This window comes from Variovorax sp. 350MFTsu5.1, from assembly GCF_048302515.1.
Classification (GTDB): domain Bacteria; phylum Pseudomonadota; class Gammaproteobacteria; order Burkholderiales; family Burkholderiaceae_C; genus Variovorax; species Variovorax guangxiensis.
Genome location: NZ_CP157620.1, coordinates 5,395,265 through 5,411,263, shown reverse-complemented (window position 1 = coordinate 5,411,263; position 15,999 = coordinate 5,395,265). Strand labels below are relative to the sequence as shown.

16 protein-coding genes are annotated in these 15,999 nt (G+C 69.1%); 5 read left to right on the top strand and 11 right to left on the bottom strand.

The features are described 5' to 3' along the window. Window position 1: 1 nt before the first annotated feature. Entirely contained in the window at window positions 2–880 is an 879-nt protein-coding gene (gene nadC / locus ABL843_RS24570) for a carboxylating nicotinate-nucleotide diphosphorylase (RefSeq protein ID WP_418117654.1), read from the top strand. Window positions 881–887: 7 nt separating this feature from the next. Further along, entirely contained in the window at window positions 888–2,009 is a 1,122-nt protein-coding gene (gene nadA, locus ABL843_RS24565; RefSeq protein WP_418117653.1) for a quinolinate synthase NadA, read from the top strand. A gap of 54 nt (window positions 2,010–2,063) precedes the next feature. On the opposite strand, the gene ABL843_RS24560 is transcribed toward nadA, so the two are convergent. The 7 genes from ABL843_RS24560 to ABL843_RS24530 all read right to left on the bottom strand — a co-directional run bounded on the left by ABL843_RS24560 (window position 2,064) and on the right by ABL843_RS24530 (window position 7,718). Then, window positions 2,064–2,501, bottom strand: a complete 438-nt coding sequence (locus ABL843_RS24560) for a 6-carboxytetrahydropterin synthase (protein ID WP_418117652.1) — start codon at window positions 2,499–2,501, stop codon at window positions 2,064–2,066. A gap of 36 nt (window positions 2,502–2,537) precedes the next feature. Continuing rightward, window positions 2,538–3,176 (bottom strand): 7-carboxy-7-deazaguanine synthase, encoded by a 639-nt coding sequence (gene queE / locus ABL843_RS24555; RefSeq protein WP_418117651.1) that lies wholly within the window; start codon window positions 3,174–3,176, stop codon window positions 2,538–2,540. Continuing rightward, complete coding sequence (gene panC, locus ABL843_RS24550; RefSeq protein ID WP_418117650.1) at window positions 3,173–4,012, bottom strand: pantoate--beta-alanine ligase; 840 nt, start codon at window positions 4,010–4,012, stop codon at window positions 3,173–3,175. The genes queE and panC overlap by 4 nt, the downstream gene beginning before the upstream one ends. A gap of 26 nt (window positions 4,013–4,038) precedes the next feature. After that, complete coding sequence (panB, locus tag ABL843_RS24545; RefSeq protein ID WP_418117648.1) at window positions 4,039–4,941, bottom strand: 3-methyl-2-oxobutanoate hydroxymethyltransferase; 903 nt, start codon at window positions 4,939–4,941, stop codon at window positions 4,039–4,041. Window positions 4,942–5,010: 69 nt separating this feature from the next. Further along, window positions 5,011–6,585: an L-aspartate oxidase gene (gene nadB, locus ABL843_RS24540; protein ID WP_418117647.1), complete on the bottom strand. Its 1,575-nt coding sequence runs from the start codon at window positions 6,583–6,585 to the stop codon at window positions 5,011–5,013. Between the two features lie 10 nt (window positions 6,586–6,595). Continuing rightward, window positions 6,596–7,432: a segregation and condensation protein A gene (locus tag ABL843_RS24535; RefSeq protein ID WP_019656612.1), complete on the bottom strand. Its 837-nt coding sequence runs from the start codon at window positions 7,430–7,432 to the stop codon at window positions 6,596–6,598. A 79-nt stretch (window positions 7,433–7,511) separates the two neighbouring features. Further along, window positions 7,512–7,718 carry a DUF3460 family protein gene (locus tag ABL843_RS24530; protein ID WP_126024735.1) on the bottom strand — a complete coding sequence of 69 codons (207 nt, stop codon included), beginning with the start codon at window positions 7,716–7,718 and terminating at the stop codon, window positions 7,512–7,514. A gap of 71 nt (window positions 7,719–7,789) precedes the next feature. Between ABL843_RS24530 and ABL843_RS24525 the strand changes: the two genes are divergently transcribed. Next, the gene (locus tag ABL843_RS24525; RefSeq protein WP_184642530.1) at window positions 7,790–8,266 is read left to right on the top strand and encodes an outer membrane protein assembly factor BamE; all 477 of its coding nucleotides are present in this window, start codon (window positions 7,790–7,792) and stop codon (window positions 8,264–8,266) included. Here ABL843_RS24525 and ABL843_RS24520 read toward each other — a convergent pair. Next, the gene (locus ABL843_RS24520; RefSeq protein ID WP_184642529.1) at window positions 8,263–8,769 is read right to left on the bottom strand and encodes a DsbC family protein; all 507 of its coding nucleotides are present in this window, start codon (window positions 8,767–8,769) and stop codon (window positions 8,263–8,265) included. The genes ABL843_RS24525 and ABL843_RS24520 overlap by 4 nt on opposite strands. Before the next feature lie 61 nt (window positions 8,770–8,830). Then, window positions 8,831–11,098 (bottom strand): aminotransferase class V-fold PLP-dependent enzyme, encoded by a 2,268-nt coding sequence (locus tag ABL843_RS24515; protein WP_418117646.1) that lies wholly within the window; start codon window positions 11,096–11,098, stop codon window positions 8,831–8,833. Between the two features lie 102 nt (window positions 11,099–11,200). Here ABL843_RS24515 and ABL843_RS24510 point away from each other — a divergent pair, with 102 nt between their 5' ends. Both ABL843_RS24510 and ABL843_RS24505 read left to right on the top strand, forming a co-directional pair. Continuing rightward, window positions 11,201–11,662: an Lrp/AsnC family transcriptional regulator gene (locus tag ABL843_RS24510; protein WP_311737092.1), complete on the top strand. Its 462-nt coding sequence runs from the start codon at window positions 11,201–11,203 to the stop codon at window positions 11,660–11,662. Window positions 11,663–11,776: 114 nt separating this feature from the next. After that, on the top strand, window positions 11,777–13,492 hold the full coding sequence (locus ABL843_RS24505) for an enoyl-CoA hydratase-related protein (protein WP_418117645.1): 1,716 nt from the start codon (window positions 11,777–11,779) through the stop codon (window positions 13,490–13,492). Window positions 13,493–13,507: 15 nt separating this feature from the next. Here the strand turns inward: ABL843_RS24505 and ABL843_RS24500 are convergent, their stop codons facing one another. Both ABL843_RS24500 and metG read right to left on the bottom strand, forming a co-directional pair. Beyond that, window positions 13,508–13,714 (bottom strand): hypothetical protein, encoded by a 207-nt coding sequence (locus ABL843_RS24500; RefSeq protein ID WP_184642525.1) that lies wholly within the window; start codon window positions 13,712–13,714, stop codon window positions 13,508–13,510. Window positions 13,715–13,742: 28 nt separating this feature from the next. Next, window positions 13,743–15,863 (bottom strand): methionine--tRNA ligase, encoded by a 2,121-nt coding sequence (metG, locus tag ABL843_RS24495; RefSeq protein ID WP_418117644.1) that lies wholly within the window; start codon window positions 15,861–15,863, stop codon window positions 13,743–13,745. Between the last annotated feature and the right edge of the window lie 136 nt (window positions 15,864–15,999).

The window sequence follows — 15,999 nt, the reverse complement described above, 5'->3', positions numbered from 1 at the left end:
CATGAGCCTTCGCTTTGATTTTTCAGCGTCGGCCGTGGCCGCGCTGGCCCTGTCCGATGCCACCCGCGCATTGCAGGAAGACGTCGCCGACGGCGACCTCACCGCTTCGCTGGTCGACCCCGCCCGCAGCGCCCGCGCCCGCGTGCTGGCCCGCGAGGAGGCCGTGGTCTGCGGCGCGCCCTGGGTGGAGGCCACGCTGCGGCAGCTCGATCCGCAGGTGCGCATCCAGTGGCTCTGCGCCGAGGGCGAGCGCTGCGAGGCCGGCCAGACGGTGCTCGAGATCGAAGGCTCGGCCCGCGCGCTGCTGACGGCCGAGCGCACCTCGCTCAACTTCCTGCAGCTGCTGAGCGCCGTCGCCACCAAGACCGCGCTCTATGCCGACGCCGTGCGCGGCACCCGCGCGCGCATCGTCGACACCCGCAAGACCATTCCCGGCCTGCGCCTCGCGCAGAAGTACGCGGTGCGCACCGGCGGCGGCCTGAACCACCGCATCGGCCTGTACGACGCGGTGCTCATCAAGGAAAACCACATCGCCGCAGCCGGCGGCGTGGCGGCAGCCCTGCGTGCGGTGGCGCCTGCCGCCGCGAAGGCGGAGTTCGTCGAGGTCGAGGTCGAGACGCTGGCCCAGCTGCGCGAGGCGCTCGACGCCGGGGCGCGCATGGTGCTGCTCGACAACATGGACCTGCCCACGCTGCGCGAGGCCGTGCGCATCAACGACGGGGCTGGCGAAGGCCGCAAGGCCGTGCTCGAGATTTCGGGTGGCGTCACGCTGGACGGCCTGCGCGCCCTGGCCGAAACCGGCGTCGACCGCATCTCCGTCGGTGCCCTGACCAAGGACGTCAAGGCGATCGACTACTCGATGCGTTTCCAGGAAGGCTGATCTGCCCATGCCGTCCACGGTCATCGACGTCGACTACGAGCAGCCCGCCGGAACCAGGGCCGGCGCCGTCTGCGACACCCGCCACGCCTGGGCGCGCGTGCCGCCCGAGCCATCGCCCGACGAGCGCATCGCGCTGAAGGAGCGCATCCGCCGCCTGCTGCGCGAGCGCAATGCGGTGATGGTGTCGCACTTCTACGTGCATCCCGACCTGCAGGACCTCGCCGAGGAAACCGGCGGCATCGTGAGCGACTCGCTCGAGATGGCGCGCTTCGGCCGCGACCACGCCGCGCAGACGCTGGTGGTGTCGGGCGTGCGCTTCATGGGCGAGACCTCGAAGATCCTCTCGCCCGAGAAGCGCGTGCTGATGCCCGACCTCGACGCGAACTGCTCGCTCGACCTGGGCTGCCCCGTCGACCAGTTCAGCGCCTTCTGCGATCAGCATCCCGACCGCACCGTGGTCGTCTACGCCAACACCAGCGCGGCCGTGAAGGCGCGCGCCGACTGGCTGGTCACCTCCAGCTGCGCGCTCGACGTGGTGAACGCGCTGCATGCGGCGGGGCAGAAGATCCTGTGGGGCCCCGATCGCCACCTGGGCGACTACATCCGCCGCCAGACCGGCGCCGACATGGTCAGCTGGAACGGCGCCTGCATCGTGCACGACGAGTTCAAGGCGCTGGAGCTCGAGTTGCTGATGAAGGAGCACCCGAAGGCCAAGGTGCTGGTGCACCCCGAGTCGCCTTCCGACGTGATCGAGCTGGCCGATGCGGTCGGCTCCACCTCGGCCATCCTCAACGCCGCTCAGCGCATGGATGCCAAGGAGTTCATCGTCGCCACCGATAGCGGCATGCTGCACAAGCTGCGCACGCTGAACCCCGGCAAGGTCTTCATCGAGGCGCCCACGGCCGGCAACGGCGGCACCTGCAAGAGCTGCGCGCATTGCCCGTGGATGGCGATGAACGGACTGGTGGAGCTGGCGAATGCGCTGGAGACGGGGGCGGGGGAGATCCACGTCGATCCGGCGCTGGGGCTGCGGGCGCGGGTGCCGATCGATCGGATGCTGGCGTTCACGGCCGGGTTGAAGAACGGGCTGGCGCCGGGGAGCCTGGTGGCGGGCATCGGCGCCGCCTGAGGTGTTGTTCCCTCTCCCGCGTGCGGGAGAGGGTCAGGGTGAGGGTCTCGGGCCTTACAACACCGCGTGGCCTTCGATGCCGTCAGCCCTCACCCCAACCCTCTCCCCAAGGGGAGAGGGAGCAAGCCCCTGGAAATCCACGGTGCAGGAATCGCCCATCGCCTCGCGCCACACCCGCACGCGCGCCAGCGAGGGCCGCAGGTCCGGCAGCGCATCCGCGATGAACACGCACAGGTTCTCCAGCGTCGGCGGATGCAGCCCCGGCACGTCGTCCAGCAGGCGGTGGTCGAGCTGCTCGCGCACGTCCTCGAGCCGGCGGCGCAGCAGGCCCAGGTCGATCACCATGCCGGTCACAGGATCGCGCTCGCCCGAGAGCCACACCTCCGCGTGATAGGTATGGCCGTGGATACGGCGGCTGCCTTCGGCCTCGATCTCGCGCTTGAGCGTGTGGGCGGCGTCGAAGAAAAAGCGTTGGCTGATGGTGAATCGCATCGTCAAAAACAAAAACTCGGGGAAAAGGGTTCCGCCTCAGCGGATGCCGGTGATCTTGTGGGTCTGCACGCTCAGGCGCCACACGGGCTGCTTCATGCATTCGGCAATGCAGAGCTCGGTGTTCGCGACGCGGTCGGGCCCATCCATGGGCTGCAGGAAGCGGTGGGTGAACTCGCCGGTGCGTGCCATGGCGTCGAGGTCGATGCCTGGCTGAGGCCACACCAGCTTCAGCTCCTGGCCGCGCTGCTGCACCCAGGGCGCGCCGGCCTTGGGGCTGATGCACAGCCAGTCGATGCCCTCGGGCGCTGCGACCGTGCCGTTGCTCTCCACCGCGATGCGGAAGCTCCGCGCGTGCAGCGCGTCGACCAGCGCCTTGTCGACCTGAAGCAGCGGCTCGCCGCCGGTCAGCACCACCAGCCGGTGATCGGCATCGGTGGCTGGCCATTGCGCGGCGATGGTGTCGGCCAGCAGGGCGGCGGTCTTGAACTTGCCGCCCAGCGTGCCGTCGGTGCCGACGAAGTCGGTGTCGCAGAAACGGCAAATGGCCGAGGCGCGGTCTTCCTCGCGGCCTGTCCAGAGGTTGCAGCCCGCGAAGCGGCAGAACACGGCCGGCATGCCGGCCTGTCCGCCTTCGCCCTGCAGCGTGTAGAAGATTTCCTTGACGCTGTAGGTCATGGGGCAGCCGTCTCGATCTCGAGGTTGTCGATCAGCCGCGTGCTGCCCAGCCGCGCGGCGGCCAGCGCCACCAGCGGCTCGCCGGCAGCCGGCGCCTGCAGGTCGGAGCGGCGGCGCAGCACCAGGTAGTCGGGCTGCCAGCCGCGCTGCGCGAGCGCCTGCATGGCGCGGGCCTCGATCGCGCCGAGGTCGCGTTCGCCCGAGCGCACCGCCTCGGCCATCGCCTTCAGCGCCTTCGAAAGCTGCACCGCCTCGGCACGTTCGCTCTCGCTGAGGTAGCCGTTGCGCGACGAGAGCGCCAGGCCGTCTTCGGCGCGGAAGGTCTCGCCGCCCACGATCTCGATGGGCAGCGCGAACTGCCGGACCATGTGCCGGATCATCATCAGCTGCTGGTAGTCCTTCTTGCCGAACACGGCCACGCGCGGCTGCACGCACTGGAAGAGCTTCATCACCACCGTGCACACGCCGACGAAGAAGCCCGGGCGGAAGTGGCCTTCGAGGATGTCGGCCAGCGCCGGGTCGGGGTGCACCTTGCAGGTCTGGGGCTCGGGGTAGAGCGTCTTCTCGTCGGGCGCGAACAGCACGTCGCAGCCGGCCGAGCGCAGCTTCTCGCAGTCGCTCTCCCAGGTGCGCGGGTAGGTGTCGAAGTCCTCGTGCGGCAGGAACTGCAGGCGGTTCACGAAGATGCTGGCGACCGTCACGTCGCCCAGCGGCTTCGCCTGCTTCACCAGGGCCAGGTGGCCGTCGTGCAGGTTGCCCATGGTCGGGACGAAGGCGGGGCGCCTGAAGGCGTCCAGGTGATCGCGCAGTTCGGCGATGGTGTGTGCGATGTGCATGAGGGGTTTCCTTTTTCCTTGTCTGCCTACCAGGCGTGGAGTCGGTCGTCGGGGAAGCTGCCGTCCTTGACGGCCTGCACGTAAGCCTTGAGCGCGGGCAGCACGCCCGGCGCGTCGGCCATGAAGTTGCGCACGAACTTCGGCATCTTCCCGAGGTTGATGCCCAGCATGTCGTGCAGCACGAGCACCTGTCCGGCGGTGGCCTTGCCCGCGCCGATGCCGATGGTGGCGCAGTGCTTCAGCTCGGCTGTGAGTTCGGCGGCCAGCGCGGCCGGCACCATCTCGAGCACGAGCATTGCGGCGCCCGCGTCCTGCAGTTCGTGGGCCTGCTGCTTCAGCAGCGCGCCGGCCGTGTCGCCCTTGCCCTGGACGCGGTAGCCGCCCAGCGCATGCACCGTCTGCGGCGTCAGGCCGAGGTGGGCGCACACGGGAATGCCGCGCTCGACCAGGAAGCGCACCGTGTCGGTGGTCCAGCCGCCGCCTTCGAGCTTGACCATGTGCGCACCGGCCTGCATCAGCACGGTGGCGCTGCGCAGCGCCTGTTCGCGCGACTCCTGGTAGCTGCCGAAGGGCAGGTCGGCGATCAGCCAGGCCGTTCCCTGCACGCGGCGCAGGCCGCGAGAGACGCTGTCGGTGTGATAGCGCATGGTGTCCAGGCTCACGCCCACGGTGCTGTTCAGGCCCTGGCAGACCATGCCGAGCGAGTCGCCGACCAGCAGGCAATCGATGCCGGCTGCGTCGGCCATGGCGGCGAAGGTAGCGTCGTAGGCGGTGAGCATCGCGATCTTCTCGCCGCGCGCGTGCATGTCGGCCAGCCTCGGCAGGCTCACCGGCTTGCGCGACGCGGGCGGGGAGGCCGGCGGCAGCGTGCCGTAGGGCGAGGCCGGCGGTGCTTCGGTGGTGGCGGGGGTGGGCGTGATGTTCGACATGGTTGGGTTTCTCCCTGCGGGCGTCGGTGGCCGGGCATCCTTGAGTGAAGAAAAACGAACGGGTGGGGGTTATCGGTCTGCCGGAGGCGCCAGCACCGTGGGTGCGGTGGGCTCGGCGAGCGAGGGGTAGTCGCGGCTGAAATGCAGGCCACGGCTCTCGTGGCGGGCCTGCGCGGAACGCACGATCAGCTCGGCCACCTGCACCAGGTTGCGCAGCTCGAGCAGGTCTCGCGTGACGTGGAAGTTCGCGTAGAACTCCTGGATCTCGGCCTGCAGCAGCGCGATGCGGTGGCTCGCGCGCTCCAGGCGCTTGTTGGTGCGCACGATGCCGACGTAGTCCCACATGAAGCGGCGCAGCTCGTCCCAGTTGTGGGAGATGACCACGGTCTCGTCGGCGTCGGTGACGCGGCTGTCGTCCCAGGCGGGCAGTTCGGCGAGTTCGCGCACCGGTGCCGAGGCGATGGCGCCGGCCGCCGCGCGCGCGAACACCATGCACTCGACCAGCGAGTTGCTCGCAAGCCGGTTCGCGCCGTGCAGGCCGGTGCAGGCGGTCTCGCCGATGGCGTAGAGGCCCGGGATGTCGGTGCGCCCGCTCAGGTCGCTGAGCACGCCGCCGCAGGTGTAGTGCGCGGCGGGCACCACCGGAATGGGCTCGCGCGTGATGTCGATGCCCAGCTCCAGGCAGCGCGCCAGGATGTTGGGGAAGTGCTCCTTCAGGAACGCGGCCGGCTGGTGCGAGATGTCGAGGTACACGCAGTCCAGGCCGTGCTTCTTCATCTCGAAGTCGATGGCGCGGGCCACCACGTCGCGCGGGGCCAGTTCGGCGCGCTCGTCGTGCTTCGGCATGAAGCGGGTTCCATCGGGCAGCTTCAGCAGGCCGCCTTCGCCGCGCACCGCCTCGCTGATCAGGAAGGACTTCGCGTGCGGGTGATACAGGCAGGTCGGGTGGAACTGGATGAACTCCATGTTCGACACCCGGCAGCCCGCGCGCCACGCGGCGGCGATGCCGTCGCCGGTGGCCGTGTCCGGATTGGTCGTGTAGAGATACACCTTGCCCGCGCCGCCGGTGGCCAGGATGGTGTGCGGCGCGCGGAAGGCCAGCACCTCATCGGTTTCGCCGTCGAGTGCGTAGAGGCCCAGGCAGGCAGGGTCGTCGAGTCCGATCTTCGGACCGGTGATGAGGTCGACCAGCGTGTGGTTCTCGAACAGCGCGATGTTCGGCGTGCGGCGCACCCGTTCGATCAGCACCTGCTGCACCGCCGCACCGGTGGCGTCGGTGACGTGCACGATGCGGCGCTGGCTGTGGCCGCCTTCGCGCGTCAGGTGCAGGCCGCCATCTTCTTCCGAGAAGGGCACGCCCAGCTCGCGCAGCCAGCCGATGGCCTCGGGCGCGTGCTCCACCACGAAGCGCGTGGCCTCGGGGTCGCACAGGCCGGCGCCGGCGACCAGCGTGTCCTCGACGTGCGCGTCGAAGCTGTCGCCCGCGGCCAGCACCGCCGCGATGCCGCCCTGCGCCCAGGCGCTGGAGCCGTCGTTCAGCGCGCGCTTGGTCAGCACGGCCACGCGGTGCGTGGGCGCCAGGTGCAGCGCCGCCGAGAGGCCGGCCAGTCCGCTGCCGACGATGAGGACGTCGAAGTCGCGCACGAGGTATGAATCAGGAAGGGGAGTACGCCAGCCGCACGTAGATGGGAGCGAAGGCTTCCGCCTGCGTGATCTCGATCAGCGTCTCCTTCGCGAGCTCCAGCATCGCGATGAAGGTGACGATCAGCACCGGCACGCCGCGCGATACGTCGAAGAGCTTCTCGAACTCCACGAAGCGCTGGCCCTGCAGGTGGCGCAGCACGATGCTCATGTGCTCGCGCACGTTGAGTTCCTCGCGCGAGATCTTGTGGTGCTGCACGAGCTTGGCGCGCTTCATGATGTCGGCCCACGCGTCGCGCAGCTCGATCACGTCCACGTCGGGAAAGCGCGGCTTCAGCGACTGCTCGATGTAGACCTGCGCCTTCCAGAAGTCGCGGCCGTACTGCGGCATGGCGCTGATGGCGGCGGCCTGCAGCTTGGTCTGCTCGTACTCGAGCAGGCGGCGCACGAGTTCGGCGCGCGGGTCTTCGGCCTCTTCGCCGTCGGCCACCTTCTTGGGCGGCAGCAGCATGCGCGACTTGATCTCGATCAGCATCGCGGCCATCAGCAAATACTCGGCCGCGAGCTCGAGGTTGCTCTGGCGGATCTCGTCGACGTAGCTCAGGTACTGCCGCGTGAGCCCCGCCATCGGGATGTCGAGGATGTTGAAGTTCTGCTTGCGGATCAGGTAGAGCAGCAGGTCGAGCGGGCCCTCGAAGGCCTCCAGGAACACCTGCAGCGCCTCGGGCGGGATGTACAGGTCCTTCGGCATCGCGAACAGCGGCTCTCCATAGAGCCTCGCGAGCGCGACCTGGTCGACCACCTCGGGCATGTCGACCACCAGCGTGCCGTTGTCCTCGTCGCTGTTCATCGTGCCGGTGCTACCGTTTCAATAGCGGCCGACGCAATGCGGACGGAGATTTGCTGCCAATTCGGCATCGGCGAATGGCTTACTTGGTCTGGGTCTGGTAGACGTAGGGCTGCTGGGGCACGCGGGCTTCGCTGTATTCCTCCAGCAGGCCGCGGTCGAGGTGCTTGTCCCACAGCAGGGCGCGGCCGGCGCGCTGCTCGGCCTCCAGCGTCGGCTTCTTTTCCTTCATCTCCTCGATGAAGTTCGTGATCTCGGAGGTGTAGTGGGGGCGGCGGAAGATGGACATAGACTGGACCTTTAATCGGCGCGAATTTTACCGGGGACGGCATGAAGCAACTTCAAGGGTGGCGGATCGGCATGGCAATCGGGTGTCTGGCGGCTGCGATCGGGCTCGCCGCATGCGACTCGAAGAACATCGGCGAACTGGAGGAAGGTGTCTCCACCGAGGCCGACGTGCGGGCCCGCTTCGGCCAGCCCGAGAACATCTGGGACGGCGCGGGCGGCGCGCGCGTGTTCGAGTACAACCGCCAGCCCGCGGGCCAGAAGAACTACATGATCACCATCGGCACCGACGGGAAGATGAGCGCCCTGCGGCAGGTGCTCACGCCCGAGAACTTCGCCAAGGTGCAGCCCGGCATGATGATGGAAGACCTGCGCAAGATGCTGGGCAAGCCCGCCAAGGTCACGCCCTACGCGCTCAGGCGCGAGACCGAATGGGAATGGCGCTGGGTGCAGCCGCCGAACTCGGCCATGGTCTTCACCGCCACGCTCGACGACGACCAGCGCGTGGTGCGCAGCGGCTCTTCGCCCGATCGCGGCACCGAAGCCCCCTAGCTCCGGCCGGTCGCGAGCAATTGCTCGATCCAGCGCACGGGAATCGCACCAGGCACGAAGGTGCCGTCGCCGAAGACCAGCGCGGGCGTGCCCCGGATGCCCAGCCTGCGCCCGAGCGCGGCATTGCGCTGCAGCGCCGACGTGTCGCAGCCGCCGGCGGATGACGTGGGCTCGGCGCCTTTCTCGATCCAGGCTTCCCACGCTGCGGCCCTGTTCCTGCCGCCGCACCACAGATTGCGCGCCTTGGCCGACGAATCCTCGCCCAGCACCGGATAGAGAAACACGTGCACCGTGACGTTGCCGAGCGCCTTCAGGTCCTTGTCGACGCGCTTGCAATGGCCGCAATTCGGGTCGGAGAACACCGCGATCTGCCGCTTGCCGTCGCCGTGCACGACCTTGATCGCGTCCTGGAAGGGCAACTGCTCGAAGCGCATGCCGTCGAGCTTGCCGAAGCGCCCTTCGACGGAGTCGGAGCGGCGCTGGGCGAAGGCGGACGGCAGCATGCCGAGTGCGCAAGCGGTGAGGAGAAGTTCGCGGCGTAGATTCACTGGGGCTTTCAAGAGGTCAGGCGGCCTGCGCATGCAGCGCTTCGGCGGATGATTCTCGCGGCCACAGCGCGAGCCCTCCGGCCAGGCTCCAGGCCTGCGCATGGCCCAGCCGGCGCAGAGCCTTGGCGGCCTGCGCGCTGCGGTTGCCGCTGCGGCAGAAGAACACCACCGGCGTCTCTTCGGGCAGCGCCAGCCAGTCGGGCAGGGCGTTGGGCAGCCTCGACAGCGGCACGGCCTGCAGCCGGGTCGCCGCGTCCAGCACGGGCGCGTGGCCGACACGCTGCTCGTAGGGCTCGCGCACGTCGACCAGCACGAGGCCGGGGTGCGCCTGCTGCAGGGTGGACAGGGCCTCGGGGCTCAGGTCGAAGGCCGGGCCGGCGGTGCAGGTGTCGACACGGGCGCCGCAGGCCATGGTCTGGTATTCGGTGAGCGCGAGGCCGCGTTCCAGCGCCTCCTTGGCGCTCGCGAAGCCGGCCGCGTCCAGGGCGCCGGAGAGCACCTGCCTCAGCAGCGGCTGGGCCGCGCATTCGGTGTCCAGCGTGGCGGCGAAGCGGTCGTCGTAGTCGTGGCCCGGAAGCATCAGCGTGCCCGGCTGCAGCGCCTGCTGCAGCTTGAGCAGCGAGGGGCCGTAGGCCAGCGGCTCGCTCTGAGCGAAGTCGCTGCGCCCCAGCGCGCCGGGCATCAGGGTGTCGCCGACGAAGGCCAGGCGCAGGCCGCCGGCATCGTGCAGCAGGTAGGCGGTGGAGTCTGCGGTGTGGCCGGGCAGCGCCAGTCTGGTGAGCCGCTGCGCGCCGAGCCCGATCTGCTGCGCGCCCTGCGGCCATCCGAGCGCGTCCACGGGGCCGGCCTCGCGTTGCGATTCGGGCACGGCGGCGAGCAGCTCGGGGCCGGAGGAGGCGTGGTCGCCATGGCTGTGCGTGTCGAGCACGGCGGCCAGCGTGTACCCGTGGCAGCCCAGCCATTGCGTGAGCTGGCCGGTCAGCTCGGGCAGCGGGTCGATGACCACGCAGCGGCGGCTGGCGACATCGGCCAGCAGGTAGCAGCAGGCGCCATCGACCACGAAGCGGGTCAGCCGCTCGGGCGGCAGCGCGTGGCTCTGCGGCGTGGTGCTCAGGCAGCTGTCGCGCAACGATTCGCCGCATGCGCGGATGCGGGCGCATGCCTCGTCGATGAAGGCATCGTCGGCGGCCGGGCCGAAGGACAGCCGCACCGCCGAGGCGGTGCGCCACGCGGGCAGCCCCATCGCCTCCAGCACGTAGCTCGGCCGGGCCTTCGATGCGCCGCAGGCGGAGCCGCCGCTGACGCGCATGTCGGCGGCATCGAACAGGTCCAGCAGCAGCTTCGAGCTCAGGCCGGGCACCGAGAAGTTCAGCGTGGTCGGCAGGGACAGCTCGGGCGGCGCGTTGAACACCAGGCCGGGGAAGGCGTCGCGCAGCGCGGCGGCGAGGCGATCGCGGCAGGCGGCGAGCGTGCCGTGGTCCTGGAAGGTCCCACCTTCCTCCAGCGCCTCCAGCACGGCGCCCAGCGCCGCGATGCCCGACATGTTCTCGGTGCCGGAGCGAAGCGAGTCTTCCTGGCCGCCGCCGGCCATCAGCGGCGTGAAGGGCGCGCCCTGGCGCACGTACAGCATGCCGATGCCCTTGGGCGCATAGAGCTTGTGCCCGGAGAAAGGCGCGTAGTCGATGGGCCGCTCGCCCAGCCACAGCGGCAGCTTGCCCAGGGCCTGCACACTGTCGACCATCCACAGTGCCGGGCTGCTTGCGAGCGCGGCGGCAATGCCGTCGAGATCGCTCACCACGCCGGTCTCGTTGTTGGCCGCCATCGTGCAAACCATGCCGGCGCGCGGCGCATGGGCGCGCAGCCAGCCGAGATCGTGGCGGCCGTCGCGGCCCACGGGAATGGCGAGCACCTCCAGGTTCAGGCCCAGCAGCGCGTTCCAGTGCTTGAGCGCCTCGGGCACGGCCTTGTGCTCGGTCGCGCCGTAGAGCAGCAGATCGGCGGTGGTGTCGCCGGCCTGGCGCCGGGCACGCATCGCGCTAAGGGCCGAGAGCACGGCGGTCTGGATGCCTTCGGTCGCGCCGCTGAGGAACAGCAGCCGCCCCGAGGGCGCGCCGATCACCCGGCGGGCGCGGGTGCGCACGGCGTCCATCAGCGCCCGGGCCTTCAGGCCGGTGGTGTGGATGCTGCTGGGGTTCCCGAAATCGCCGGCCATGGCGGCGAGCGCCGCGGCGCGGGCCTGGGCAAGGACGGGGGTGGTGGCGTTGGCGTCCAGATAGATTTCCATGGACAGGATTCTGCAAAGCCGCATCGGGAAAAGGCTTGCGTTCCAGGCTCCGATTCTTCAGTATTTGAGAATCAGATTCTCAAAAACATGAAGAAGATAAAAATTGATTCCATGGATCGAAAGATCCTCGAACTGCTGCAGCAGAACGCCGAATGGCAGGTCGCCGAGTTGGCCGCGCGGGTCGGCCTTTCGCAGACACCGTGCTGGCGCCGCATCCAGCGCCTGAAGGAGGCCGGCGTCATCACCCGCAGCGTGACGCTGGTCGACCCGCAGAAGGTGAACGTGGGCGTCACCGTGTTCGTCGCCGTGCGCACCCGCACGCACTCGCAGGCCTGGTTCGAGCACTTCAAGGCAGTGGTCGACGTGATTCCCGAGGTCGTCGAGTTCTACCGGATGAGCGGCGACATCGACTACCTGCTGCGCGTGGTCGTTCCCGACATCGCGGCCTACGACAAGGTCTACAAGCGCCTCATCGCCGACACCGACCTGTCGGACGTGAGCTCCAGCTTCGCGATGGAGGAAATCAAGTTCACCACCGCGCTGCCGCTCTCTTACGTCGAATGAAAACAGCGGCGAGGCCGCCGTGCGAACTTTCAGTCAACTTATCCGGAAGAAAGGTTGCAGATACATTTTTGACATTCATTGACATTTAGTCACCGACATTACCGGGGCCGTCCGATGCACATCCTGCTTGTCGCGAGCGCGTTCAACAGCCTGACGCAACGGGTTCTCGCCGAACTCCAGGACCAGGGCCACACCGTCGGCGTGACGCTGGCCCTCGGCAATGACGACGCACTGCGCGAGGCGGTGCGGGTGCATGCGCCGCAGTTCATCGTGGCGCCGATGCTGACCACGGCGATCCCGCAAGACATCTGGACCGCCCACACCTGCCTGATCGTGCACCCCGGCCCGCCCGGCGACCGGGGCCCCTCGTCGCTCGACTGGACACTGCAGGGCGCCGCCGAAAGCTGGGGCGTCACCGTGCTCGAGGCCGTGGCCGAGATGGACGCGGGCGACGTCTGGGCCTGGTCGCCGCTGAAGCTGCCGCCGCTGGCCGGCAAGAGCGACCTGTACCGCGGCGAGGTGGCCGACGCGGCGCTCGACGCCGTGCTGCTCGCCGTCGAGCGCTTCGCATCGGGCAGGCACAAGCCGCAGAAGCAGGAGGCCGCCGCGCTCGCCGCCGGCTGGCGGCCCTTCATGAAGCAGGAAGAGCGGCGCATCGACTGGACCTCCGACCCGACCGAAACGGTGCTGCGCAAGCTGCGCGCGGCCGATTCGCAGCCCGGCGTGCTCGACGAACTGCTGGGTGCGCGCTGGTACCTGCACGGCGGCCATCCCGAGGACGAGCTGCGCGGCAGCCGCCCCGGCGAGCTGATCGCCACCCGCGCCGGCGCCATCTGCCGCGCCACCGTCGACGGCGCGGTGTGGATCCAGCAGCTGCGTCCCTGGCGCGAACCCGGCTCGCGCCTGCCCACCTACAAGCTGCCGGCCGTCGAGGCGCTGGGCGACCTGCTGCCCTTCGAAGTGCCCGAGGTGCCGGCGCCGCTGCAGCTGCCGGCGGGCCGTCGTACCTTCTCAGACATTCGCTACAGCGAGCAGGGCGCGGTCGGCGTTCTGAACTTCAGCTTTCCGGGCGGCGCGATGAGCACCGCGCAATGCTGCCGGCTGCTGGAGGCCTACCGCTTCGCCTGCACCCGGCCGACCTCCGTGCTGGTGCTGGGCGGCGTACGCGACTTCTTTTCCAACGGTATCCACCTCAACGTGATCGAGGCGGCAGAGGACCCGGCCGAGGAGTCTTGGGCCAACATCCACGCGATGAACGACCTCGTCGAGGCGGTGCTCACCACCACCGACCGGCTCACCGTGTCGGCGCTCGGCGGCAACGCGGCGGCCGGCGGCGTGATGCTCGCGCTGGCGGCCGACGAGGTCTGGTGCCGCGATGGCGCCGTGCTCAACCCGCACTACAGGCTGATGGGCCTGCACGGCTCGGAATACTGGACCTATATCCTCCCGCGCCGCGTGGGCGAGAGCGAGGCGTTGCGGCTCACGCAGTCGGCGCTGCCGGTGAGCGCGAAGCGCGCGGTCGAACTCGGCATGGCGCAGCGCGTGCTGCAGGCCGCGCCCGAGGAGCTGGGCGCCGAAGTGGCCCGGCTGGCTGCGGAACTGGCCGCTTCGCAGGAGCTGGCCGATCGCATCGCGCGGAAGAAAGCGATGCGCGAGCAGGACGAGTCGATCAAGCCGCTGCAGCGCTACCGCGACGAGGAGTTGACCCACATGCGCCGCAACTTCTTCGACGCGCGAGAGCCGCATGCGGGTCTCAGGTCGGCATTCGTGCGCAAGGAAAAGGCGTTGCACACGCCGCCGCACGTGGCGCGGCTGGGCCTGGCGGACTGAGCCTGCCGGGCCTGTTCACTGGCTGTCGGGAATCACCGCATCGGCTGCCGCGCCCACGGCCTTGCCCGTGATGCGCGCCGTGCCGATGGCCGCGTCGGCAGCCAGCCCGACAGCGCCGGCGCCCACGCTCACCGCCGTGCTGGCCACCGTCACCACCGCGCAGCCGCCCAGCAGGGACGAAAGCGATGCAAGCAGAAGGGCTCGGCGCAGCAGTGCTGTCATGGCGGTTCCTTTTCCTGAATGAAGCCGGTCAGCGAACCCGCATGCCCGGCGTCGCGCCCGGCCAGGGTTCGAGCACGTGGATGCCGGGGTGGGCCTTCTCGTCGCCATGGCTGGCGGCCAGCACCATGCCTTCGCTCACGCCGAACTTCATCTTGCGCGGCGCGAGGTTGGCGACCAGCACGGTGAGCTTGCCCACCAGCTGCTCGGGCTGGTAGGCCGAGGCGATGCCGCTGAACACGTTGCGAAGAATTGGACTCCCCTGCGGGTCGGTGCCCTCGCCGGCGTCCAGCGTCAGGCGCAGCAGCTTGGTCGAGCCTTCGACCTTCTCGCAGGCCACGATCCTGGCGATGCGCAGGTCGATCTTCGCGAAGTCGTCGATGGTGATGGTGGGCGCGATGGCTTCGCCGCCCGGCAGCTCCGTCGCCTCGGCTGCGGCCGGAGTTGCCGAGGCGGCCGGTTCGGGCGCGTCGAAGAGCTTGTCGACCAGCTTGGCGTCGGCGCGCTGCATCAGGTGCTTGTACTCGCCGATGGCATGGCCCGCGGGCAGCGGCTGCGCGGCGTCGGCCCAGGTCAGCGGCGAGATCTTCAGGAAGGCCTCGACGTTCAGCGCCAGCGCCGGCAGCACCGGCTTCAGGTACAGCGTGAGCAGGCGGAAGGCCTCGATGCACACGGTGCACACGTCGTGCAGGCGCGCCTCGGCGCCTTCCTTCTTGGCCAGCTCCCAGGGCTTGTTCTGGTCGACGTACTCGTTGACCTTGTCGGCCAGCGCCATCACCTCGCGCAGCGCTCGGGCGTAGTCGCGGCCGTCGTAGAGCGAATGCAGCTGCGCCGCCGCGTCGCGCAGCGTGAACAGCAGCGCGTCGCCGTCGGCCGAGACCTCGCCCAGCTTGCCGCCGAAGCGCTTGCCGATGAAGCCCGCCGCGCGGCTGGCGATGTTGATGTACTTGCCCACGAGGTCGCTGTTGACGCGCGCGACGAAGTCCTCGGGGTTGAAGTCGATGTCCTCGTTGCGGCCGTTGAGCTTGGCGGCGATGTAGTAGCGCAGCCATTCGGGGTCCAGGCCGATGGCCAGGTACTTCATCGGGTCGATGCCGGTGCCGCGGCTCTTGCTCATCTTCTCGCCGCTCACCGTGAGGTGGCCGTGCACGTACACCGCGTCGGGCGCCTTGCGGCCGCTGAAGTGCAGCATCGCGGGCCAGAAGAGCGTATGGAAGGTGATGATGTCCTTGCCGATGAAGTGCACCTGCTCCAGCTCGGGGTCGGCCATGTACTCGGTGTACGAGATGCCGTCGCCGCCCAGCTCGATGCAGCGCTTGTCCAGCAGGTTCTTCAGCGAGGCCAAGTAGCCCACGGGGGCGTCGAGCCACACGTAGAAGTACTTGCCGGGAGCGTCGGGAATCTCGATGCCGAAGTAGGGCGCGTCGCGGCTGATGTCCCAGTCGCCGAGGCCGCCCTTGCCCTCGTCGTCCTTGTAGAGCCACTCGCGGATCTTGTTCTGCACCTCGGGCTGCACGTGGCCGGCGGCGGCGGTCCATTCCTTCAGGTAGGCCTCGCAGCGCGGGTCCGACAGCTTGAAGAAGAAATGCTCGGAGCTGCGCAGCTCCGGCTTGGCGCCCGAGAGGGCCGAGTAGGGGTTGATCAGCTCGGTGGGCGCGTACACCGCGCCGCACACCTCGCAGTTGTCGCCGTACTGGTCCTTCGAATGGCAGTTGGGGCACTCGCCCTTGATGAAGCGGTCGGCCAGGAACATGCCCTTTTCGGGGTCGTAGAACTGCTCGACGCTTTTGGTACTGATCAGGCCGTTGGCGCGCAGGTCGCGGTAGATGTCCTGCGCGAGCTGATGGTTCTCGGGCGCGTCGGTCGAGTGCCAGTTGTCGAAGGAGATGTAGTAGCCGTCGAGGTACGGCTTGCGGCCCGCGGCGATCTCGGCCACGAAGGCCTGCGGCGTCACGCCGGCCTTGTCGGCCGCGATGGTGATGGCCGCGCCGTGGGCGTCGTCGGCGCACACGAAGTTGACGTCGGCGCCGTTCATTCGCTGGTTCCGCACCCAGATGTCGGCCTGGATGTACTCCATCATGTGGCCGATGTGGAACTTGCCGTTGGCGTATGGCAGGGCGGTGGTGACGAAGAGCTTGCGCGGGGCGGACATCGGGGAGGGCGCTTTCGGGAGTGGCTGACGGGGAACCGGGCATTTTAGGTTGCATGGCTGCCGGGGGCGTCCGATGGCGCCATCGACCCCACGCCGCACGCCATCGACTTCACCGCCTGTATCGCCGCTCTCTTGG